The organism is Janibacter cremeus (genome assembly GCF_013409205.1).
In the GTDB taxonomy this organism is placed as follows: Bacteria; Actinomycetota; Actinomycetes; order Actinomycetales; family Dermatophilaceae; genus Janibacter; species Janibacter cremeus.
The window spans coordinates 64,822-86,154 of sequence record NZ_JACCAE010000001.1; the positions used below are offsets into that span (position 1 = coordinate 64,822).

General features: G+C 68.7%; 20 protein-coding genes and 1 riboswitch. Of the genes, 8 read left to right on the forward strand and 12 right to left on the reverse strand.

Going from position 1 to position 21,333, the window contains the following annotated elements:
- Nucleotides 1–61: 61 nt before the first annotated feature.
- Nucleotides 62–1,237 carry an exonuclease SbcCD subunit D gene (locus BJY20_RS00310; protein WP_185989693.1) on the forward strand — a complete coding sequence of 392 codons (1,176 nt, stop codon included), beginning with the start codon at nt 62–64 and terminating at the stop codon, nt 1,235–1,237.
- Nucleotides 1,234–4,398, forward strand: a complete 3,165-nt coding sequence (locus BJY20_RS00315) for an AAA family ATPase (protein ID WP_185989694.1) — start codon at nt 1,234–1,236, stop codon at nt 4,396–4,398. The genes BJY20_RS00310 and BJY20_RS00315 overlap by 4 nt, the downstream gene beginning before the upstream one ends.
- A 167-nt stretch (nt 4,399–4,565) precedes the next feature.
- Here the strand turns inward: BJY20_RS00315 and gcvP are convergent, their stop codons facing one another.
- The 9 genes from gcvP to BJY20_RS00360 form a co-directional block, all read right to left on the reverse strand.
- Nucleotides 4,566–7,472: an aminomethyl-transferring glycine dehydrogenase gene (gene gcvP, locus BJY20_RS00320; RefSeq protein ID WP_185989695.1), complete on the reverse strand. Its 2,907-nt coding sequence runs from the start codon at nt 7,470–7,472 to the stop codon at nt 4,566–4,568.
- Between the two features lie 72 nt (nt 7,473–7,544).
- Nucleotides 7,545–7,638, reverse strand: a riboswitch (glycine riboswitch).
- Nucleotides 7,639–7,682: 44 nt separating this feature from the next.
- Complete coding sequence (locus BJY20_RS00325) at nt 7,683–8,252, reverse strand: MerR family transcriptional regulator (RefSeq protein ID WP_185989696.1); 570 nt, start codon at nt 8,250–8,252, stop codon at nt 7,683–7,685.
- A gap of 202 nt (nt 8,253–8,454) precedes the next feature.
- Nucleotides 8,455–8,928: a bifunctional nuclease domain-containing protein gene (locus BJY20_RS00330; RefSeq protein ID WP_185989697.1), complete on the reverse strand. Its 474-nt coding sequence runs from the start codon at nt 8,926–8,928 to the stop codon at nt 8,455–8,457.
- Between the two features lie 20 nt (nt 8,929–8,948).
- Nucleotides 8,949–9,656 carry a transcriptional regulator FtsR gene (gene ftsR, locus BJY20_RS00335; RefSeq protein WP_343062714.1) on the reverse strand — a complete coding sequence of 236 codons (708 nt, stop codon included), beginning with the start codon at nt 9,654–9,656 and terminating at the stop codon, nt 8,949–8,951.
- 2 nt (nt 9,657–9,658) lie between these two features.
- On the reverse strand, nt 9,659–10,111 hold the full coding sequence (locus tag BJY20_RS00340) for an FHA domain-containing protein (RefSeq protein WP_185989698.1): 453 nt from the start codon (nt 10,109–10,111) through the stop codon (nt 9,659–9,661).
- Between the two features lie 79 nt (nt 10,112–10,190).
- Entirely contained in the window at nt 10,191–10,580 is a 390-nt protein-coding gene (gcvH, locus tag BJY20_RS00345; protein ID WP_185989699.1) for a glycine cleavage system protein GcvH, read from the reverse strand.
- 22 nt (nt 10,581–10,602) lie between these two features.
- The gene (locus BJY20_RS00350) at nt 10,603–11,394 is read right to left on the reverse strand and encodes a DUF881 domain-containing protein (RefSeq protein ID WP_185989700.1); all 792 of its coding nucleotides are present in this window, start codon (nt 11,392–11,394) and stop codon (nt 10,603–10,605) included.
- 8 nt (nt 11,395–11,402) lie between these two features.
- Nucleotides 11,403–11,735, reverse strand: a complete 333-nt coding sequence (locus BJY20_RS00355) for a small basic family protein (protein WP_185989701.1) — start codon at nt 11,733–11,735, stop codon at nt 11,403–11,405.
- Nucleotides 11,732–12,685, reverse strand: coding sequence for a DUF881 domain-containing protein (locus BJY20_RS00360; RefSeq protein ID WP_185989702.1), 954 nt, complete (start codon nt 12,683–12,685; stop codon nt 11,732–11,734). Before BJY20_RS00360 ends, BJY20_RS00355 begins: the two co-directional genes overlap by 4 nt.
- 106 nt (nt 12,686–12,791) lie before the next feature.
- Here BJY20_RS00360 and BJY20_RS00365 point away from each other — a divergent pair, with 106 nt between their 5' ends.
- The 4 genes from BJY20_RS00365 (at nt 12,792) to BJY20_RS00380 (ending at nt 16,342) form a co-directional block, all read left to right on the forward strand.
- Complete coding sequence (locus BJY20_RS00365) at nt 12,792–13,937, forward strand: MalY/PatB family protein (RefSeq protein WP_185989703.1); 1,146 nt, start codon at nt 12,792–12,794, stop codon at nt 13,935–13,937.
- Nucleotides 13,938–14,064: 127 nt separating this feature from the next.
- Nucleotides 14,065–14,580, forward strand: coding sequence for a diaminobutyrate acetyltransferase (ectA, locus tag BJY20_RS00370; RefSeq protein WP_343062715.1), 516 nt, complete (start codon nt 14,065–14,067; stop codon nt 14,578–14,580).
- A 55-nt stretch (nt 14,581–14,635) separates the two neighbouring features.
- Entirely contained in the window at nt 14,636–15,916 is a 1,281-nt protein-coding gene (gene ectB / locus BJY20_RS00375) for a diaminobutyrate--2-oxoglutarate transaminase (RefSeq protein WP_185989704.1), read from the forward strand.
- A gap of 36 nt (nt 15,917–15,952) precedes the next feature.
- Nucleotides 15,953–16,342 carry an ectoine synthase gene (locus tag BJY20_RS00380; RefSeq protein ID WP_185989705.1) on the forward strand — a complete coding sequence of 130 codons (390 nt, stop codon included), beginning with the start codon at nt 15,953–15,955 and terminating at the stop codon, nt 16,340–16,342.
- Nucleotides 16,343–16,411: 69 nt separating this feature from the next.
- On the opposite strand, the gene BJY20_RS00385 is transcribed toward BJY20_RS00380, so the two are convergent.
- On the reverse strand, nt 16,412–16,684 hold the full coding sequence (locus tag BJY20_RS00385; protein ID WP_185989706.1) for a DUF7218 family protein: 273 nt from the start codon (nt 16,682–16,684) through the stop codon (nt 16,412–16,414).
- 183 nt (nt 16,685–16,867) lie between these two features.
- Here BJY20_RS00385 and nhaA point away from each other — a divergent pair, with 183 nt between their 5' ends.
- Together nhaA and BJY20_RS00395 are read left to right on the forward strand one after the other, a co-directional pair.
- Complete coding sequence (nhaA, locus tag BJY20_RS00390; protein ID WP_185989707.1) at nt 16,868–18,160, forward strand: Na+/H+ antiporter NhaA; 1,293 nt, start codon at nt 16,868–16,870, stop codon at nt 18,158–18,160.
- Nucleotides 18,161–18,370: 210 nt separating this feature from the next.
- Nucleotides 18,371–19,624, forward strand: a complete 1,254-nt coding sequence (locus BJY20_RS00395; RefSeq protein ID WP_185992382.1) for an ABC transporter substrate-binding protein — start codon at nt 18,371–18,373, stop codon at nt 19,622–19,624.
- A 91-nt stretch (nt 19,625–19,715) separates the two neighbouring features.
- Here the strand turns inward: BJY20_RS00395 and BJY20_RS00400 are convergent, their stop codons facing one another.
- Both BJY20_RS00400 and BJY20_RS00405 read right to left on the reverse strand, forming a co-directional pair.
- The gene (locus BJY20_RS00400; protein WP_185989708.1) at nt 19,716–20,459 is read right to left on the reverse strand and encodes an ABC transporter ATP-binding protein; all 744 of its coding nucleotides are present in this window, start codon (nt 20,457–20,459) and stop codon (nt 19,716–19,718) included.
- Nucleotides 20,452–21,327 (reverse strand): ABC transporter ATP-binding protein, encoded by an 876-nt coding sequence (locus tag BJY20_RS00405; protein ID WP_185992383.1) that lies wholly within the window; start codon nt 21,325–21,327, stop codon nt 20,452–20,454. Before BJY20_RS00405 ends, BJY20_RS00400 begins: the two co-directional genes overlap by 8 nt.
- Nucleotides 21,328–21,333 lie beyond the last annotated feature (6 nt).

Sequence of the window (21,333 nt, forward strand, 5' to 3'; positions counted from 1 at the left end):
CGCGGGTCGACGGGAGTGTCGGACCGCAGCGTTGTCGGTGCCCCCTCATAGCGTGGGGACCATGAAGTTCCTCCACACCTCCGACTGGCACCTGGGCCGCTCCTTCCACGGGGTGGGGCTGCTCGGTGCGCAGTCCGAGTTCGTGGACCACCTCGTGTCGACGGTCCGCGAGCAGGGCGTGGACGCGGTCCTGGTGTCCGGGGACGTCTACGACCGGGCGCTTCCTCCGCCCGACGCCGTGCGGCTGCTCTCGGAGGCGGTGACGCGCCTGATCGACGCCGGGTCGCAGGTGATCATCTCCAGCGGCAACCACGACTCGGCGATCCGCCTCGGCTTCGCCTCCGACCTGCTCTCCCGGGCCGGTCTGCACATCCGCTCCAGCCTGGGTTCGATCGGGACACCGGTCATGGTGGGTGACGCAGCGGTCTACCCACTCCCCTACCTGGAGCCGGCCGCGTCGTCGGTGACCGAGGAGCTGGGCGTCGACAAGCGCACCCACACCGCGGTGCTCGGTGCCGCGATGGACCGGGTGCGGGCGGATGCAGCGACGCGCGGTCCGAGGACGATCGCCATGGCGCACTGCTTCGTCGGTGGTGGTGCCACGAGCGATTCCGAGCGTGACATCAGCACCGGCGGGGTGGCGATGGTCCCGACGAGCACCTTCGACGGTGTCGCCTATGCGGCACTCGGGCACCTGCACGGGTCCCAGCAGATCGACGACACGGTTCGCTACAGCGGCTCACCGCTGGCCATGTCCTTCAGCGAGACCCACCACACCAAGGGCACGTTGCTGCTCGACCTGGACGTCGACGGCCGGGTGCAGGTCGAGCAGGTCGAGGCCCCGGTCCACCGGCGCTTGGCGCAGGTTCGCGGCACCCTAGAGGAGGTCCTCGAGCACCCGCGTCATACCGGGGCGGAGAGCGCCTGGGTCCAAGTCACGCTGACCGACCCGATACGTCCCGTCGGGGCCCTGGAGCAGGTGACCCGGCGGTTCCCGCACGTGCTGCAACTGCGCTTCGACCCGCAGGGCGAAGCTCTGCCCGTCCGCAGCTACGCCGCCAAGGTCGCTCATCGGGAGCCGCTGGAGGTGTGCTGCGACTTCGTCGAGGACGTGCGACGCGGGGCCGGCGCCGACGAGGCCGAGACCCGACTGCTCCGGGACGCGCTCGAGGCCGGACGTGCGGCACGCGGCGACCGGGAGGACGAGGGCCGCGCGCGCGAGCGCGGTGCGGCATGAGGCTCCACCGTCTCACGGCGACCGCCTTCGGCCCCTTCGCCGGGACGGTGCACCTCGACCTCGAGGACCTCAGCGGCTCGGGCCTCTACCTCATCCACGGACCGACCGGCTCGGGCAAGACGAGCCTGCTGGACGCCATCTGCTTCGCGCTGTATGCCAACGTCCCCGGCGACCGACTCACGACGTCGCTGCGCAGCCAGCACGCGGCGGCGACCGAGCCGACCACAGTCGTCCTGGAGCTGACGCTGGCCGGTCGGCGTCTGTGCGTCACGCGCAGCCCGGCCTACGAGCGGCCCAAGAAGCGCGGTACCGGCACGACCACCGAGCAGGCACACGTCCAGCTGGAGGAGTACGTCAGCGGCCGCTGGCAGACGCTCAGCTCGCGCATCGACGAGACCGCGCGGGTGCTCGACGACCTGCTGGGCATGGGCCTGGACCAGTTCCGACGTGTGGTCATGTTGCCTCAGGGCGACTTCGCCGCCTTCCTCCGCGCCACCGACGAGGAGCGCAGGGAAGTCCTCGAGCGGCTCTTCGACGTCACCGACTACGTGGCCGTGGAGCAGCACCTGACCGTCCAGCGGCAGGAGGCGCAGGCAACCCTGGCCGCTGCCCGGGCGGCACTGGCCGGGCACACCGGACGGCTGACCGAGCTGCTCGCCGGGACGGACGTCGACCTGTCGGAGCTCATCGAGCCCGACGAGCCCCTGGACCACCTCGCTCCCGCGGACCTGCTGTCGCTCGTGGACACCATCGACACGGCACTGGAAGCGCATGCGGGCGAGATCATGGCCCTCGTCGACGACGCCCGGAGCCGGGCGAAGAGCGAGCGCGTGTCGTTGGAGGTCGCTCGTCGACAGGAGGAGCGCCGGCGGCGGGGCCACCGGGCCCATTCCGTGCTCGACACGCTTGCCGAGGACGCGGACGAGCACCGTGCGCGTCGCCGCCGTCTGGCACGGGCGAGGGAGGCCGTGGCGGTCCTGCCGCACATCGGGGCCGCCGAGCGCGCCCGCACGTCCGTCACCACGGCAACAGCCACCCGCGACGAGGCGATGGCGTCCCTGCCGGAGGCCGGTCAGGACCTCACGACGCTGCAGGAGGAGCTCACCGACCACGACGAGGTCCTCGCAACGGCCAGGCACGAGTCGCAGCGGCTCGAGCGTCTCGTCCGCGACCTGCCACGGTCGACGGCAGCCATCGACGACCGCGAGGAGACAGTGGCCGTGGCCGCCACGGCCCTGACCGCGGCCCGGACGCAGGCCGAGGAGACCGAGTCCACCCGAGGCCAGGTCCAGCGGGCCCAGGAGCGCCTGGACCAGCTGACGCCGCTGGTCACTTCCCTGACCGAGCTGAGCACGGCCCGCTCGTCCGTGGCGGTGCTGCGGGACGAGGTCCGGAGTACGACTGACCTGCGCCAGAGCGCGCACGAGAGTGTCCTGGCGCGACGCGAGCGTGTACAACAGCTGGTCCAGCAGCGCCTGGACACCATGGCCGGCGAGCTGGCCACGCAGCTCGTCGATGGTCAGGCCTGCGCCGTCTGCGGCTCACCCGACCACCCGGCACCCGCGCCCGCGGTGCACCAGGTCACGCCCGAGCAGATCGAGACGGCACGGGGAGAGGTCGAGACCGCCGAGGCCGTACTCGGGAGGGCCCGTGACCGGGACGAGTCCGCCGCCTCACGCCTCGGGCTCGCCGCGGCCAAGGTCGAGGACCTGGTGCTCACCGTCACCCGGATCGTCGCCGAGAACGACCTCCTCGACATCGATGCAGAGCAGGACCTGTCCGGGCCCCTCGTGGACCTCGAGGAGCAGCGAGCGCGCCTCGTCGATGTCGCCGCCCGCCGGGACGCCGTCGATCAGGCCGTCGAGTCCTGCGCGAGTGCGGTCACCCGTGCGGTGACGGCCCACGACGAGGCGACGGCCGTTCTCGCGGAGGCCCGAGTGCGGCACGAGCAGGTACTTCAGGAACAGGCCGACTGCACGCGCCGTCTGGTGCAGGCCCTCGAGGCACACGACGACGGGTGCCCGTGCGGTTCGCTCGTACCCCCGGACGGGGAGCCACCGACACCGGGGGGGGCTGGAGCACCAGGCGCTGCCACCGAGCCGGACCTGCAGCGCACGCCCGAGGCTCTGGCCGCGGCCGTCACCGCCGCAGTGCGTGGGCACCGTGCCGACCTCGCTGCCACCGATCGGGCGATCGCCGCGAGGACCGACCTCGATCACAGGACGACCACCCTCGACGAGGCGGAGGGCCTGCTTGCTGCCGCCCTGGCCGAGGCAGCCTTCGACGATGCCGACGCCGTCGCTGCTGCAGCCCTGCCCCGGACGGCACTCGCCGAGCTCGAGCAGGTGGTCGACGACCACGAGGCCCGGCGTGCAGCCGCCACGGCGGTCCTCGAGGAGGACGACGTCGTTGCGGCGATGCAGGAGGAGACGGTTGATCTCGACGACCTCGGCGTCGCTGCCGAAGAGGCACGCGTCGCCGCCGAGGTCGTCTCCCGTCGTCAGGCGTCCGCGGAGACGGTACGGACGCAGTTCACCACCCTGCGGGACCATGTCCGCCGTGTGTGTGCGCAACTCGGCCCCACGGCCGAGCACGCCGCTGTGGTGACCCGCATGGCCAGCCTGGTCACCGGGACGAGCTCTGACAACGACAAGCGGATGCGACTGTCGACCTTCGTCCTGGCGGCCCGGCTCGAGCGCATCGTCGAGCTGGCCAACGAGCGTCTGGTCGACATGGCCGACGGACGCTACGAGCTGGGCCACGACGACTCAGGCGCCCGGGGCCAGCGCCGCGGGGGGCTCGGTCTCGTCGTGCGAGACCTGTGGACCTCCCGCGTGCGGCCGACCACCAGCCTGTCCGGTGGCGAGTCCTTCACGACGTCGCTGGCCCTGGCCCTGGGCCTCGCGGATGCCATTCGCGAGGAGTCCGGTGGTCAGGAGTTCGGCACCCTCTTCGTCGACGAGGGATTCGGCAGCCTCGACCAGGACAGCCTCGAGCAGGTCCTCGACGTCCTCGACCGCCTGCGCGACGGCGGCCGCACCATCGGCGTGGTCAGCCACGTCACCGAGATGCGCACCCGCATCCCTACCCAGGTGCAGGTGCACAAGACCCAGCAGGGCTCCACCGTCTCCGTCGTCGGCACCACCCCCGACGTCGCCTGACACCAAGACGGCCGCCCGACCCAGAGAGCGGATGGAGGGACAGGGGTGGTACGGCTCAGGCAGAAGTCCGGACCCGTGGTCACGGTGAGGGCACCGGTGAAACGAGTGCGGACTTCGCGCCAAGGACCGCCGTTGTTCCTTTGTCCGCTACACGGACGAAGGCTGGGTCACCCGATCTCGGCGAGCTCCTCCGGCGAGGGGCAGGAGCACACGAGGTTGCGGTCTCCGTAGGCGCCGTCGATGCGGGCGACCGGCGGCCAGTACTTGTCCGCAGCATCCACCCCGACGGGGAAGACCGCGGACTCGCGACTGTACGGACGTTCCCATTCGCCGGTCAGCGACGCAGCGGTGTGCGGTGCCCGGCGCAGCATCGAGGTGGCGACGTCCTCTCCCTTCGCCACGGTCTCGATCTCCCCACGAATGGCGATCATCGCGTCGCAGAATCGGTCGATCTCGCCCTTGTCCTCCGACTCGGTCGGCTCGATCATGAACGTTCCCGCGACCGGAAAGCTCATCGTCGGGGCGTGGAAGCCGTAGTCGATCAGCCGCTTGGCGACGTCGTCGACGGTCACGCCCGTGTCCTTGGTCAGCTGCCGCAGGTCGACGATGCACTCGTGGGCGACGATCCCACCCGGGCCGGCGTAGAGCACCGGGTACTGCTCCCCCAACCGCGCTGCGACGTAGTTGGCGCTCAGGACTGCCAGCTGCGTGGCGCGGCTGAGCCCGCCTCCACCCATCAGGCGCACGTACGCCCACGAGATCGGCAGGATGCCTGCCGAGCCGTACGGCGCGGCGCTGATCGGACCGACACCGGTCGGCGGGCCCGCAGCCGGAGCGAGCGGGTGGTTGGGCAGATACGCCGCGAGGTGCTCACGCACCGCCACCGGACCGACGCCCGGACCACCACCACCGTGCGGGATGCAGAAGGTCTTGTGAAGGTTCAGGTGGCTCACGTCCGCACCGAACTTGCCCGGCTGGGCCAGACCGACGAGCGCGTTGAGGTTGGCCCCGTCGACGTAGACCTGACCACCGGCGTCGTGGACGAGGCCGCACAGGTCGGCAATGGTGTCCTCGAAGACACCATGGGTACTCGGGTAGGTGACCATGATCGCGGCGAGGTCGTCGCGGTGCTGCTCGATCTTCGCCCGCAGGTCGTCCATGTCGATGGTGCCGCCCTCGGCGCTCTTGACCACGACGACCTTCATCCCGGCCATGACCGCGGAAGCGGCATTGGTGCCGTGCGCACTCGCGGGGATCAGGCAGATGCGGCGCTGCTGCTCACCCTGGGCGGCGTGGTGGGCCCGGATGGCGAGCAGGCCGGCGAGCTCTCCCTGGGATCCGGCGTTGGGCTGCAGGGAGACCGAGTGGTATCCGGTCACCTCGCTGAGCCAGCCGCTGAGCTGAGTGACGAGCTCCCGGATGCCCACCGTCTGCTCGTCCGGGGCGAAGGGGTGCAGCCCGGCGAACTCGGGCCAGGTGATGGCCGCCATCTCGGTGGTCGCATTGAGCTTCATGGTGCACGAGCCCAGCGGGATCATGCCGCGGTCGAGGGCGAAGTCCCGGTCGGACAGCCGACGCAGGTAGCGCAGCATCTGCGTCTCACTGCGGTGCTCGTGGAAGACGGGGTGGGTCATGTACTCACTCGTGCGCAGCAGCGCCGGGGACCACTGTGGGCAGACCTGCGCAGCGTGCGAGCCGTCGACCTCGTCCTCGTCGACACTGCTGGCGTTCACACCGAAGGCCCCGGCCACCGCGGCGACCTCGCTCGGGTCGCTCGTCTCGTCCACGGACAGCAGGACGGTGTCGGCGTCGTGGCGCCAGATGTTGACCCCGGCCTGCAGTGCGGCGGCGACGACCTCGTCGGCACGTCCGGGGACGCTGACCCGTAGCGTGTCGAACCACGGTGCGTCGTTGACCTCGATGCCGCCCGCGCGGAGCGTGGCCGCCAGTGCGACCGCGGTGCCGTGGACCCGCTCCGCGATTGCGCGCAGCCCGTCCGGCCCGTGGTAGACGGCGTACATCGAGGCCATGACGGCCAGAAGCACCTGGGCGGTGCAGATGTTGCTCGTCGCCTTGTCGCGTCGGATGTGCTGCTCGCGGGTCTGCAGGGCCAGCCGGTAGCTGGCTCGGCCCTCGGCATCGACGGACACTCCGACCAGTCGCCCCGGGAGAGTGCGCTCGAGCCCCGCACGAACGGCCATGTACCCCGCGTGCGGTCCGCCGAAGGCCATCGGGACGCCGAAGCGCTGGGTGGTGCCCACGGCGACGTCGGCGCCCCACTCCCCCGGTGCGGTGAGCAGGGTCAACGCCAGCAGGTCGGCTGCTGCTGCCACGAGCGCGCCGGCCTCGTGCGCCGCGGTCGCCAGCGCGCTCCAGTCGGTGATCGTCCCGTCCGCGGCGGGGTACTGGACGAGCACCCCGAAGACCTCGCGGTCCCCTGCCGCGGTGCGCAGCTCCTCGGTGGTCGTGACACCGGTCAGGTCAGCACTGACGACCTCGATGCCCAGAGGCACTGCTCGGGTGTCGATGACGGCACGCGTCTGCGGGAAGGCGTTGGTGTCGATGAGCATGACCGCGTCCTTGGCGACCTTGCTGGAGCGACGCATGACGGTCATGGCCTCGGCTGCGGCGGTGCCCTCGTCCAGCAGGGACGATCCGGACGTCTGCAGGCCGGTCAGGTCGGCGACCATCGTCTGGAAGTTCAGCAGCGCCTCGAGGCGCCCCTGGCTGATCTCCGGTTGGTAGGGCGTGTACGCCGTGTACCACGCAGGGTTCTCCAGGACATTGCGCTGGACGACTGCCGGCGTGATCGTGCCGTAGTAGCCCAGTCCGATCATCGAGGTCATCACGGTGTTCTTGGCCGCGAGGGCCCGCAGCTCCTCGATGACGGCGAGCTCGCTGGCAGCCGCCTCGATGTCGACGGACTCCGTCTGTCGGATGGCAGCGGGGACGGCAGTGTCGCACAGGGCTTCCAGACTCGGCTGGCCGATGGCCTCGAGCATCTGCTGGACATCGCTCCCTCGGGGGCCGATGTGACGACCGACGAACTCGGACAGGGGGGTAGAGGCGCTCATGAGGCTCCCTTGGACGCGTGGGGGTACAAAGCCAGCCTCCCCTTCTGTCACGCCGAGGCGCTCCAGAGGTGCCTGATCCGCGGGGTCCTGGCGCCTGAGAGGTTCCGGGGAGATTTGCCCCTTCGGCGCCTCGCGCGTTGCACGAGGACTCTCCCCCGTGGGGTGAGCAGCGCTGTCAGGCTACCAGCGTGACCGCGATGGCGGTCGGGCTCAGGCGAGCTTCGCGCGTCGGCGGGCGGAGAGCTCGTCTCCCGGCACCGCGGCAGGCTCGGTCTGGTCCATGCGCTCGCTCGGGATCTCCAGCAAAGAGCCCTCGACCTCGCGCCAGACGCGCCCGACGGCGATCCCGAAGACGCCCTGCCCACCCTGCACGAGGTCGATGACCTCGTCGGCGGAGGTGCACTCGTAGACACTCGCGCCATCGCTCATCAGGGTGATCTGGGCCAGGTCCTCGACGCCGCGCTCACGAAGGTGCTGGATCGCGACCCGGATCTGCTGGAGGGAGACGCCGGTGTCCAGGAGTCGCTTGACCACCTTGAGCACGAGGATGTCGCGGAAGCCGTAGAGCCGCTGGCTGCCGGACCCGGCAGCGCCACGCACTGCTGGCTCGACAAGACCGGTGCGGGCCCAGTAGTCGAGCTGACGGTAGGTGATCCCGGCGGCGCTGCAGGCGGCAGGACCGCGATAGCCGATGTCCTCGGACAACTCGGGCAGGTCGTCGTCGAAGAGCACGCCCTGGGTCCGGACGTCGGTCCGGCCCTCCTCGTTCGTGGCGTCCACTACGCCCTCCTGCCCTCACCGTGGTCCCGGATCGAGCCGGGTGGAATTGCACCGGTGTGGCCCGGTGCTGTCTTCGACGCTACGGCGGCGCGGGGAGGGCGTCAAACACCCCCTGCGGCGAGCGGCTCGCGTGTCGGTAACGATCAGGTCGCGGTGGGATGGACGGACGTCAGGGCCCGTCCACGTCGAGGTTGCTGCGGACCTACGTCCCGGGCTCGTCGAAGTCCTCCGGCGAGACCTCGTCCAAGAACTCCTTGAACTTGGCCACCTCGTCCTCGTCATCGTCCGATGACTCGATGCCCACCTCGTCCAGAACCTGGTCGGTGGCAACGATCTCGGCCCCGGTACGCAGCGCCAGGGCCACGCCGTCGGAGGTCCTCGCGGAGATCTCGGTCCCGTCGTCGAGGACGAGGGTGGCATGGAAGACGCCTTCGAGGACCGCGTCGATACGCACCGTCGCCAGCTCACGACCCACGGCTGCGACGACGTCGACCAGCAGGTCGTGCGTCAGCGGACGCGGAGGTTCCACCCCCTCCTGGGCGTAGGCGATGGCCGTGGCCTCGGCAGCCCCGATCCAGATGGGCACGCGTCGGCCGCCATCGCGCTCACGCAGGAGCACGATCGGCTGGGAGGTGGGCATCTCCACCCGGACCCCGAGGACGTCGAGCAACTTCACACCCCTAGCCTATCGCTCGCTCATGTACGCGTCTGCAGCCCCCGGCGCACCAGTGCCATGTGGAGGTCGAGGCAGTCCTCGACGACCCGCCTGGTCACGGTGTCGTCGTCGAGCCCCTCGTCGCCGGCGGCCCGACCATGCAGCGCCTGCTGCCCCAGGACGTGCTCGGCCAGACCGAGGTCGCGCTCGGCCGCGCTCTTGAAGGGACGCAGGTGACGCACGTCGATCCCGACCGCCACCAGAGCACCGGAGGCACGAGCCACCTCGAGATCGGCGTGGTCGTAGTACTCGCTGCTCTTGGGCAACAGGCCGTAGGAGATGAGCTCCCGGAAGGTCGCCGTGTCGATGTCTGCGGCCTCCTGCAGCTCCACCGCGGTGAGGCGAAGGGGGCGTGACCGCTCCGGGGGCGGGTCGAGACGGACGCCGGACTGCGCGGGCCCGGGCGGGGCAGCGACTGCGCCGTCGTCGTCGACGTTCAGGCCCCGGTCCATGGCGTCGAGTCGCTCGCGGATGACCTTCAACGGCCAGAACCGGTCCCGCTGGGCAGCAAGCACGAAGCGCAGACGCTCGACGTCCGCTCGGGAGAACTTCCGGTACCCGGAGGTCGTGCGCGAGGGGCTGATCAGCCCCTCGGCCTCCAGGTACCGGACCTTGGAAATGGTGACATCGGGGAAGTCACCCTCGAGCTGCGCGATGAGGGCGCCGATCCCGATGCGCTCGTCGGGCACCGTCAGCTGGTCGAGGCGCTGGCGTAGTAGACGAGGCGGAACTTGCCGATCTGCACCTCATCGCCAGTACGCAGCGCAACCTGGTCGATCCGCTCCTTGTTGACGTAGGTCCCGTTGAGGGAGCCCACGTCACGCACGCCGAATCCCCGCTCCTCGCGCGAGAAGACCGCGTGCTTGCGCGAGACGGTGACGTCATCGAGGAAGATGTCCCGGTCCGGTCCGCGTCCGGTCGTGACCTCGGCGTCGTCGAGCAGGAAGCGGGCGCCGGTGTTGGGGCCACGCAGGACGATGAGCAGAGCAGTCCCGGGGTGGAGCGCGTCCACCGTCGCCTGCTCCTCGCGGCTGAGGTGGTAGTCGGACTCCGGCAGGTCGGCTGGCGCGCTGCTCCCCATCCCGGTGAACTGCTGAGTCGCCGGGTCCTGTCGTGCGGGCTGGTCGTTCTGGTTGCCGCTCATCCAGCGCTCCCTCCTGTCGTGTCTTGGGTCAAGCCTACGTGACCGGCCCCGCATCGGGGCCGGCCGGGGACAGATGCCCTCAGTCGATCTGGGCGCGGTAGGCGGCAGCGTCGAGCAGACCCGAGGTGTCGGTCCCCTCGGCGAGCTCGAGCTCGTACATCCAGCCCTCGCCGTAGGGCGCGGTGTTGACCAGCTCGGGCGTCGCGTCCAGCGCCTCGTTGACGGCGGTGATCGTGCCGGCGAGGGGGGCGTACAGGTCGCTGACGGACTTGGTGGACTCGACCTCTCCGCAGGAGTCCCCGACGGCGACCGTGTCACCGACCTCGGGGAGGCTGACGTACACCACGTCACCGAGCGCGTCCTGGGCGTAGTGGGTGATGCCCACACGCACCCGACCGGACTCGGTGGTGGCGACCCACTCGTGGTCGCTGCTGTACCGGAGGTCCTCGGGGTAGGTGGCGTCGCTCATCTCTCTCCTTCGTGTTCCCGGCTCACTTCAAGCCGTCCGTCGGCTCCGGGTGTGGCTGAGCGTAACGAGGCGATGAATTGGAGTGCAACGCCTCCACGTTGATCGAGGAGAAGTCGTGCACGGTCACCTCGCCTCCCTTGCTACGCACCGACTCGGAGACACCACCCGGGATCTCCATCGCGGAGCTCATCGTCTGCGGGTCACCGATGACGATGAAGGTGTACGGCGCCGTGAGCGTCTGGCCATCGACGACGATGCCCTCTTCGCTGTCCCGGAACCACGTACTGGCGATGATCCGGGTGTCGCCGACCTGCATGGCCTCGGCGCCGGCGTCGCGCAGCTCCTGCACGGCGTCGAGCAGCGTCGCGGCGTCGACCTCCCCACCCTGGTCCTCGATTTGCAGGGTGATCCCGGGGCCGGTCGCCGGCACCGTACCCGCAAGGATGCCGAGGGTGTCTGCACGCTCCTTCGCTGCAGCGATCGCCTCGGGCGAGTTGCCCTCGCTGTCGGCGAGCCGGTTCTTCGTCTCCTCGAGCTCGACGATCTCGTCGTCGAGACGATTGCTGTTCTGGGTGACGTCGTCGAGGATGCGCACGAGCTCGTCCTGCCGCAGGTCCTCCAGGCCCTGCGACTGGGTCTGGCGCACCTGGGTGGCCAGGGCGAAACCCAGCAGGGAGGCGAGCAGGAGGGCGAAGACGTTGGCCCGCGTCACGCGTGGCCGCGCCATCAGGTAGATCCGTCGCCAGGACGCCTTCGTGGACCTGCCGTCCCGGCCTCCCGTCGTCTTCGGGACAGGCCCGTCGCTGTCAGTCATGTCCTCGCTCATGCCTTGAAGAGGTGCCGTCGGATGGACGCCACGTTGGAGAAGATGCGCACACCGAGGATGACGACGACGCCGGTGGACATCTGTGAGCCCACACCGAGCTGGTCGCCCAGGAAGACGATGAATGCGGCTACCAGCACGTTGGACAGGAAGCTGACGACGAAGACCTTGTCGTTGAAGATGCCGTCCAGCGTGGCCCGCACGGCGCCGAAGACGGCGTCGAGGGCAGCGATGACCGCGATCGGAAGGTAGGGCTGCATCCACACGGGGACGTCGGGCTGGAGGATGAGGCCGAGGACGATCCCGACCACCAGACCGAATGCGGGGATCATGGGGTCTCCTTCTTCCGGGGGATCACCGCGGGGGGCGTGGCCCCTGCGGGGATGGCGCTCGCAGCGTGGGTGCGGATGTTGGTGGCACTGGGCAGGTCGAGATCGTCCTGCGTGGTCAGAGTGGTCAGGATGCCGTAGTTGTTGCGCAGCCCCGTCAAGTAGGAGCCGGCCGTACTCTCGGCGAAGTCGGTCTGCATCTGCTGGGGGTCGCCGATCGCCTCGATCGTGTACGGACGGGTCAACGGACGGAAGTTGACCAGGATCGCCTCTCCCGCGAACCGAATGGCGGTCCTGGATGTCAGGCGCTGCCCGTTGATGGCGATTGCCTCCGCTCCGGCACCCCACAGTCCGTTGGTGATCAGCTGCAGGTCCTTGGAGCGAACCCGGCCTTCGTCGTTGGCTCCGGTGCGGGGATCGCCGTCGGCGCTGGTGCCCGTGCCGGGTGCGTCGTCGAGGGTGACGCGCAGGCCGGGTCCCGCGACGGGGACGAGTCCGCTGGCGACAGCGATGCCGGCGTGCCGGTCACCAGCGACGTCGGGATCGAGCAGGGCCGTGGCCGTGCTGATCTGCGCCCGCAGTTCCCGGATCCGCTCGTCGTGGCCATCGACCTCCTCCTGGCGGTCCTCGATCTGCTCGATGAGCTGTGCGCGGGCGTCCGCACGTGTGCCGTCGTCGCCTCGCAGATTGGCTGTGCTCACGCCGATCATCAGGCCGATGACGAGCACCCAGACGATCAGAGCGGGGCGCCGAGTGCCGCTGGAGCGAGGTAGTCCTGCCGCCTCCCGCCTCTCGGCAGCGGCGGCGTACCCGGGGTCCAGCGGGCGCTCGAGCATCGAGGTGAGCAGCGTCATCGAGGCATCCGCGCGACGCCTGGGCGTGGTCGTCCCCTTCGTCTCGACGTAGTCCACCTCGCTCTCGTCGACATCAGGGGTCGGCTCGTCAGGTCGCACGAGGGGCACCTCTCCCCCATCGGGAGGCCCTCGCGGACCGCCCGGACCACTCGTACATGCGCACCTGCCCAGACTAGGTGGTGGTCGACGGTGGAAGAGTGAGGACATGCATCGTCATGTCCTCATCCACGACGCGTCCACCTGTCGACGGCGCACGAGCATCAAGTGGCAGCACTACGACCCGGACGTCCTGCCGCTGTGGGTCGCCGAGATGGACGTGAAGCCTGCCCCTGCCGTCGCCGATGAGATCCGGCGCGTCGTCGCGGACGGGGACCTCGGCTATCCCGTCGCGGGCACCTACCTCGAGGCGGTGGCCCGGTGGTATGCCCGGTGGTCCGCGGCGACAGATCCCTCCCGGATGGCTTTGGTCACCGATGCCATGAGTGGGGTCAAGGGAGCGATCATCGCCATGACCGATCCCGGCGACCCGGTCTACGTCACGGTGCCGGTCTACCCACCGTTCCACTCCGTGGTCGCGGCAAGCGGTCGGCAGAAGGTCCCGGTCGCACTGACGACCGACGGCCGTCTGGACGTCCCGGCGCTGGAGGCGGCGTTCACCTCCTCCCCCGGCCGTGGTGCCGTCCTGCTGTCCAACCCGCACAACCCAACCGGCACCGTGCCCACCGCCGGTGAATTGACCGATCTGGCCCGGGCCGCCGAGCGGAACGGCGTGGCGATCATCAGCGACGAGGTCCATGCGCCGCTGGTCCTGCCCGGAGCGCAGTTCACCCCCATCGTGTCGGTCCCGGAGGCGCGCGGTGCGCTGAGCGTGATCTCTGCGGCGAAGGGGTGGAACCTCGCTGGTCTGAAGGCGGCGGCGGTCGTGGGCGGGCCCGATGCGTCCGCCGCGATCGGTCGGGTGCCCGCGGACCTGGCCTACACCGCGAGCCACGTGGCCATACGGGCACACATCGCGGCCATGGACGAGGGCCAGGACTGGCTGGCCGACCTGGTCCACGACCTCGCCGCCAACCGGTCACTCCTCGGCCGGTTGCTCGAGCAGCACGTGCCGGACGTCCGCTGGCGCCCGGGTGAGGCGACCTACCTCGCGTGGCTGGACTGCCGTGCGCTCGGACTGGGGGACGACCCTGCCGACCACTTCCTCCGCCACGGACGCGTCGCCCTGAACTCGGGCGTGCCCTTCGGAGGTGGACGTGGCCACGCGCGCCTGAACTTCGCCGCCTCCCCGGTGGTGCTCGACGAGGCAGTGCGCAGGATGGCGCACGGCCTCGACCAGCGAGTCGACTGGTGAACGACGCATTCAGCAGGCTGCGTGGCCGGTCTCACGATTCATCGAATTCCCTTGGCGTGCAGTGGGTTTCGCCATACTAGCGAAGCGCGGACTTGATCTGTGCGCAGGTCACGTTAGGTTGAAACAGGTGACCCCCGACGCATCAGATGACCAAAAGCCCTCCGACGAGTCCCTCTTCGTCCTGCGCCAGCCGACCATTTCGGACGGTGGCGCCATGTGGCGTGTGGCCAAGGACTCCCGGACACTCGACCTCAACACCTCCTACGCCTACCTGTTGTGGGCGCGGGACTTCGCCACGACGAGCGTCGTCGCCGTGCGTGCCGGTGGGGTCGTCGGCTTCGTGAGCGGCTACATCCGTCCCGACGCACCGCACACCCTGATGGTGTGGCAGGTTGCCGTCGACGCCGACCAGCGCGGTCATGGACTGGCCGGCCGTATGCTTGACCACCTGGCCGACACCGTGCCGGGCATGACCTCGCTCGAGACGACGATCACCGACGACAACGCCGCCTCCCGTGCGCTCTTCGGTGCCTTCGCCCGCAAGCGCGACGCGAACCACCAGGAGATCGACCTCTTCACGCGCGAGCACTTCCCCGACGAGGGACACGAGCCGGAGGTGCTGCACCGCATCGGACCGTTCTGATCCCGACCCCGACGACTTCCCCACTCCCCGAGCCCCTGACGAGGAAGGACCTCCCATGAGCAATCCCGCCACAGACATCTTCACCACACGCGAGTCCGAGGTGCGCAGCTACTGCCGCAACTGGCCCGTCGTCTTCAACACGGCGAAGGGCCCGTACCAGTACACCGAGGACGGTGAGCGCTACACCGACTTCTTCTCCGGTGCCGGCGCTCTCAACTACGGGCACAACAACGACGTCCTCAAGGAAGTGCTCCTGGAGTACATCGCGGGCGACGGCGTCACCCACTCCATGGACATGTACACCAAGGCCAAGCGTGAGTTCCTCGAGACCTTCACCGATCTGGTCCTCACCCCGCGTGGCATGAACCACAAGATCCAGTTCCCCGGCCCGACCGGCACCAACGCCGTCGAGACCGCGTTGAAGACGGCCCGCAAGGCGACCGGTCGTGAGGACATCGTCTCCTTCACCAATGCCTTCCACGGCATGACCTTGGGCGCCCTGGCCGTGACCGGGAACGCTTTCAAGCGCAGCGGAGCCGGCACGCCCCTTTACCACGCGACGGCGGCCCCCTACGACGACTACATCGACGGCGAGACGTCCGACTTCGCCTGGCTCAAGCGCATCTGGGCCGACAGCAGCTCCGGTCACAGTCGGCCCGCCGCCGTCATCGTCGAGACCGTGCAGGGTGAGGGTGGCCTCAACGCCGCACGTGGCCAGTGGCTCAAGGAGCTGCAGGAGCTCTGCCGCGAGCACGAGGTACTGCTCATCGTCGACGACGTCCAGGCCGGCTGTGGCCGCACCGGCAAGTTCTTCTCCTTCGAGGACTTCGGCCTCGACCCGGACATCATCACCCTGAGCAAGTCGATCTCCGGCTACGGCCTCCCGATGGCGCTGACCCTGATCAAGCCGGAGATCGACGACTGGGAGCCCGGCGAGCACAACGGCACCTTCCGCGGTCACAACCCGGCCTTCGTCACCGGGACCAAGGCGTTGCGCACGTACTGGGCCGATGACGAGCTCGAGAAGAACGTCGCCGCACGCACCGAGCAGCTGTACGCGCGTCTCGAGGTCATCGCCGGTTTGGCCGAGGGGAGCAAGGTCCGTGGACGCGGTCTACTCTCCGGCGTCGCCTTCGCCGACCTCGAGGCCGCGGACAACATCGCCAAGGCAGCCTTCCAGCGCAAGCTGCTCATCGAGACCTCCGGCTCCTCCGACGAGGTCATCAAGATCATGCCGCCGCTGACCATCACCGAGGAGCAGCTCGCCGACGGCCTGGACATCCTCGAGGACGCTGCACGTGAGGTCCTGGGCGCTCCCGCCCGAGCGGGCGCCTGAGTTTCCCCCGACACTACCAACGAAGGAAGATCCAACATGAAGGTTGTGAACGTCAACGACCTCGACGGCACCGAGTACGACGTCGTCCACGGCAACTGGCAGAGCCGCCGCATGGTCCTGGCCAAGGACAAGGTGGGCTTCAGCTTCCACATCACGATTCTCAAGGCCGGCACCTCGTCCGACTTCTGGTACGCCAACCACGTCGAGGCCGTGTACGTCTACCAGGGCAAGGGCACGCTGACCGACCGCGACACCGGAGAGACGTACCCTCTCGAGCCGGGCGTGATGTACCTGCTCGACGACGCGGACAAGCACACCGTGACCGTCGAGGAGGACATCCACTGCGCGTGCGTCTTCAACCCGCCGGTGACGGGCCGCGAGGTCCACGACGAGAACGGCGTGTACCCGGTACTCACGGAGGACTGATCACGACGTGATGAGGAAGGGGGTGAGCCGACCGGCTCACCCCCTTCCTCATTCGTGGCACGGCGTGACTCAGTGGTCCCGCAGTGCCCTGATCAACTCGTCCTTGTCCATCCTCGACCGTCCCTCGATGTCGAGCTCCTGCGCGCGCTTCTTCAGGTCATCGACGGTCCAGTCGTCGTACGAGCCGGACTCGCCGCCCTTGCGGCCGACGTGCGACCTGGACGACGCAGCCGCCGCATTGGCGATGCGGGCCGACTTCTCCTTGCTCTCTCCCTCGTCACGCAACTCTTCGTAGAGCTCGTCATCCTTGACGCTGGGTCCGGGGTTCTTCTTCTCGGGCATCGTGGGGACCATCCTTCCGGTGACTGCGGTGAGGTCATGGTCGCTCTCATCCGCGCGTGTGGCCAGCCCACGGGAATGCCACTGAGTAGCGTCGTTCCCGTCCTCGGCGAGGGGCACCCCCTACACTCGGCCTGTGACCGCCCCCACAACGCTCGCCCGCAATCCCTGGAGGTCGTGCTCCCGATGACCGATCCCGAGACCTCCTCGAGCAGTAGCCTTGCCCCGCACCAGCTGTGGAGAGGGGTCCGCGAAAGTGCCCGCAGCGACGCCTTCGGTGGTGGTCTCCTGCTTGCTGCCACGGTGTTCGCCCTCTTCTGCGCCAACACGCCCGCCGTCGACATGTACGAGTCCCTGCGGGACACCAAGATCGGTCCCTCTGCACTGCACCTGGACCTGTCCCTCGGGCAGTGGGCCGCCGATGGTCTGCTGGCGATCTTCTTCTTCGTCGTCGGCCTGGAGCTGAAGGAGGAGTTCGTCGCCGGAAAACTGCGGGATCCCAAGACGGCAGCACTGCCGATCGCCGCAGCAGCCGGCGGGGTGGTCGTCCCCGCGGTCATCTACACCCTCATCACGACATCCAGCGGCGGCGAGGCGCTCCAGGGATGGGCGATCCCGACGGCCACCGACATCGCGTTCGCCGTCGCGGTCCTGGCCATTGTCGCGCGTGGGCTCCCGTCCGCCCTGCGGGTCTTCCTGTTGACGCTGGCGATCGTCGACGACCTCATCGCCATCACCATCATCGCCGTCTTCTACGCCGAGGGCCTGCAGTTGCAGTGGTTGCTACTCGCTCTCGTCCCCTTGGTCCTCTTCGCGATCCTCGTCCAGCGAGGGGTGCTCACCTGGTGGCTCCTGGGCCCCCTGGGACTCGCGACCTGGGCCCTGGTACACCTCTCCGGGATCCACGCCACCGTCGCCGGAGTCCTCCTCGGCTTCACCGTCCCGGTCGTGGCCACGGCACGGGCCCGGGTGCAAAGTTCCACCACACAGGACGGTGAGCCGATCTACAACGGGTTCACGGCCTACTTGGCCGACCAGTGGGGCATCTTCTCCACCCTGGTCGCCGTCCCGGTCTTTGCCTTCTTCTCCGCAGGCGTGACCGTCGGTGGCGTCGAGGGGATGTCCAAGGCGCTCGCGGACCCGATCACCCTGGGCATCATCGTGGGACTCGTCGTCGGCAAGCCGATCGGCATCGTCGGGACCAGCTTCTTGCTCAGCCGGTTGCCGTCCTTCAAGCTGGATCCGTCCCTGAGGTGGCCGGACATGATCGGGATGGGTTTCGTCGCCGGTGTCGGTTTCACGGTCTCGCTGCTCGTGGGAGAGCTCGCGTTCGGCAGCTCCAGCGTCGCCGACGAGCACGTGAAGATCGGCGTCCTCCTGGGCTCCTTCGCTGCCGCCGTCTGCGGTGCCGTCATCCTCGGTATCCGTGGCCGCCAACTCGGATCAGCAGCCACAGGGACCGAGGCCGCCAGCTCCTGAGCACGCCACGACATCGGCCCCGCACCCGTCCACGACGCAGTTGGCGCACTGCGCATGTCTCGAGCGGGTCACAGGTGGAGCAGAACAGCCGATGTGCCCGTCGCCGGATGCTAGCGTTCCGGCATCCACATGGCCGGGGAAGGGTCACGCCGACAACGATGCCGGTCGGACCCTCGGCAGTCTGTCTAAGGAGAACGTATGCGTGTGAGCATGCGCACGAAGACGCTCAGTGTCACAGCGGCTGCGCTGATGGTGCTTTCCGCCTGCGGTGGGGGCGGTGATGGAGGCGATGGCGATTCCGGCGGCGATGGCGGTTCGAGCGAACCCCTGAAGCTGGGCTACGTACTCCCTGAGACCGGACAGCTCGCCTTCCTCGGGCCGCCCCAGATCCAGGCGTCGAAGTACGCGATCAGCCAGATCAACGATGCCGGCGGTGTCCTGGAGCAGGACATCCCGGCGCTCGTCAGCGGTGACGAGGCCGATACGGCAGCCATCGCCTCCCAGTCCGCCGAGCGCGTGCTCAACGCGGACGTGGACGCCATCATCGGAGCGGCTGCGTCGGGCATGTCCTTGGCGATCATCGACAAGATCACCGGGTCGCAGGTCGTGCAGTGCTCGGGCTCCAACACGGCCCCGACCTTCACCGGCTACAAGGACGACGGTTACTACTTCCGCACCGCACCGTCGGATGCGATGCAGGGGCCGGTCCTGGCCGAGACGATCATCGGTGACGGGTACAGCAACGTCGCGCTCGTCGGCCGCGCCGACGACTACGGCAAGGGTCTGGTGGATGCCACCGCCAAGGCGCTGGAGAGCTCCGGCGCGACGATCGCCACCAAGGAGATGTACGACCCCAAGGCGACCAACTTCGACGCCGTCGTCCAGAAGGCCGTCACCGCGAAGCCGGATGCGGTCGTGCTGGTGGCCTTCGAGGAGGGCAAGCAGATCCTGTCCGGTCTGGTGGAGGCGGGTCTGACCACCGACAAGGTCGGCCTCTACGGGGCGGACGGCCTGCGCAGCGAGGAGCTGCCGGAGCTGGTGAACAAGAAGGACCCCAGCGTCCTGTCCGGTATGAAGGGCACGGCGCCGGCGTCCTCGGCCAACGAGGCCTTCCTGAAGGACCTGAAGGAGTTCGCTCCGGACCTGAAGGAGACGCAGTTCGCACCGCAGGTCTTCGACTGCGTCAACATCATCGCTCTGGCTGCCGAGCAGGCGGACAGCACTGACCCGACCGAGTTCAAGGACGAGGTCAACGGGGTGACCAAGGACGGCGAGGAGTGCTCCTCCTTCGAGGAATGCAAGGCACTCATCGACGACGGCACCGACATCAACTACCAGGGGGCCAGCGGTCCGCTGGACTTCACCGATGACGGGGAGCCGGGTGCGGCCTCGATCGAGGTCTACACCTTCAACGACAAGGGTGACCTCAAGACGGTCCGGGTCCAGGAAGTCTCACCGGAGTGAGTCGAAGCAGCCACGGCTGCACTTCGAAGGGCCCGACCGCACCATGCGGTCGGGCCCTTCGCCCGTGTGGGTGCAAGCGTGTCGGGGTTGCTCAGATGCGCGCGAGGGTCCCGAGGTAGAGCTCGATCACTTTCGGGTCGTGGAGCAACTCCTGTCCCGTCCCGGTGTAGGCGTTCTGGCCCTGGTCGAGGACGTAGGCGCGGTCGGAGATCTCCAGGCAATTGGTGGCGTTCTGCTCGACCATGAGGATGGAGACGCCGGATCGGTTGATCGTCAGGACCGACTCGAAGACGGAGTCCTGCATCATCGGCGAGAGGCCTGCTGACGGTTCGTCAAGGAGGAGCACTGCCGGGTCGGTCATGAGGGCGCGCCCCATGGCGACCACCTGTCGTTCTCCACCGGAGAGCGAGCCGCACTTCTGGTTCCGTCGCTCGGACAGCAGCGGGAAGATCTCGCTCACCACCGCGAATCGCGTTGTGAACTCCTTGGGCCGCAGATACATCCCCATCTCGAGGTTCTCCTCGACGGTCAGGGACGGAAAGACGTTGTTGTTCTGCGGGACGTACCCGATCCCCTCGGAGACCATGGCGTGCGCCGGCAAGGACGTGATGTCCTTCTCGGCCAGCAGGACCTTGCCACCGGTCACCGGTACCAGGCCGAACATGGCCTTGATCAGGGTCGACTTCCCGGCGCCGTTGGGGCCGATGATCCCGACGAGTTCGCCCTGGTCGACGCGAGCGTTGCACCCCCGCAGGATGTCGACTCCCGGGATGTATCCGGCCACGAGATCGACTGCGGTGAGCACGGTCTCCCGGGTGGTGTCGATGTCATCCATCGTTGCTCTCCTCCTCGTCCTGGTCCCGGGGCAGGCTCCGGTGCGCTCCGAGGTAGGCGTCGATGACCGCCTTGTCCCGTCGGATGTCATCGGGGCGCCCCTCGGCGATGAGCCTGCCCTGGGCGAATGTGGTCACCCAGTCACTGATCCCCATCACGACGTCCATGTCGTGCTCGACGAGGACGATGGTCATCCCCTCGTCCCGCAGGGCCTGGATGTGGCCGAGCAGGGACTGGGTCAGGGCCGGGTTCACGCCGGCCATGGGCTCATCGAGCATGATCATCGTCGGCTCGACCATCAGGGCCCGGGCCATCTCCAGCAGCTTGCGCTGCCCACCCGACATGGTGCCGGCGAACTCGTCCCGCATGTGGGCGAGGTTGAAGCGCTCGAGGAGCTCGTCGGCACGTGCGCCGATCACTGCCTCCTGCGACCGCCACGGGAACCTCAGCAGTGCTGGGATGAACCGCTCCCCCACCTGCTGCGTCGCTCCGAGCATGAGGTTCTCGCGTGCCGTGAGCCTGGTCAGGGCCTTCGTCAGTTGGAAGGTTCGGACCATTCCCCGTCGGGCCACCCGGTGGGCGGACAGCTTCGATACGTCCGATCCCTGGAAGCTCCAGGTCCCGTCGTCCGGGGTGTCGAATCCGGAGACCACGTTGAAGAAGGTCGACTTGCCGGCGCCGTTGGGGCCGATGAGAGAGGTGATCGTGCCCCGCTGGATCTCGAGGTGGTCGACATCGACCGCCTTGAGCCCGCCGAAGCTGCGCACGACGTCGTCGGCGACGAAGATCGCGTCAGGCTTCGCGACCCCCGGCTCCGGACGCACGCCCATGAGCTGGGCGGCTCCCACGGTTGGTGCATCACTACTCATCGTCGG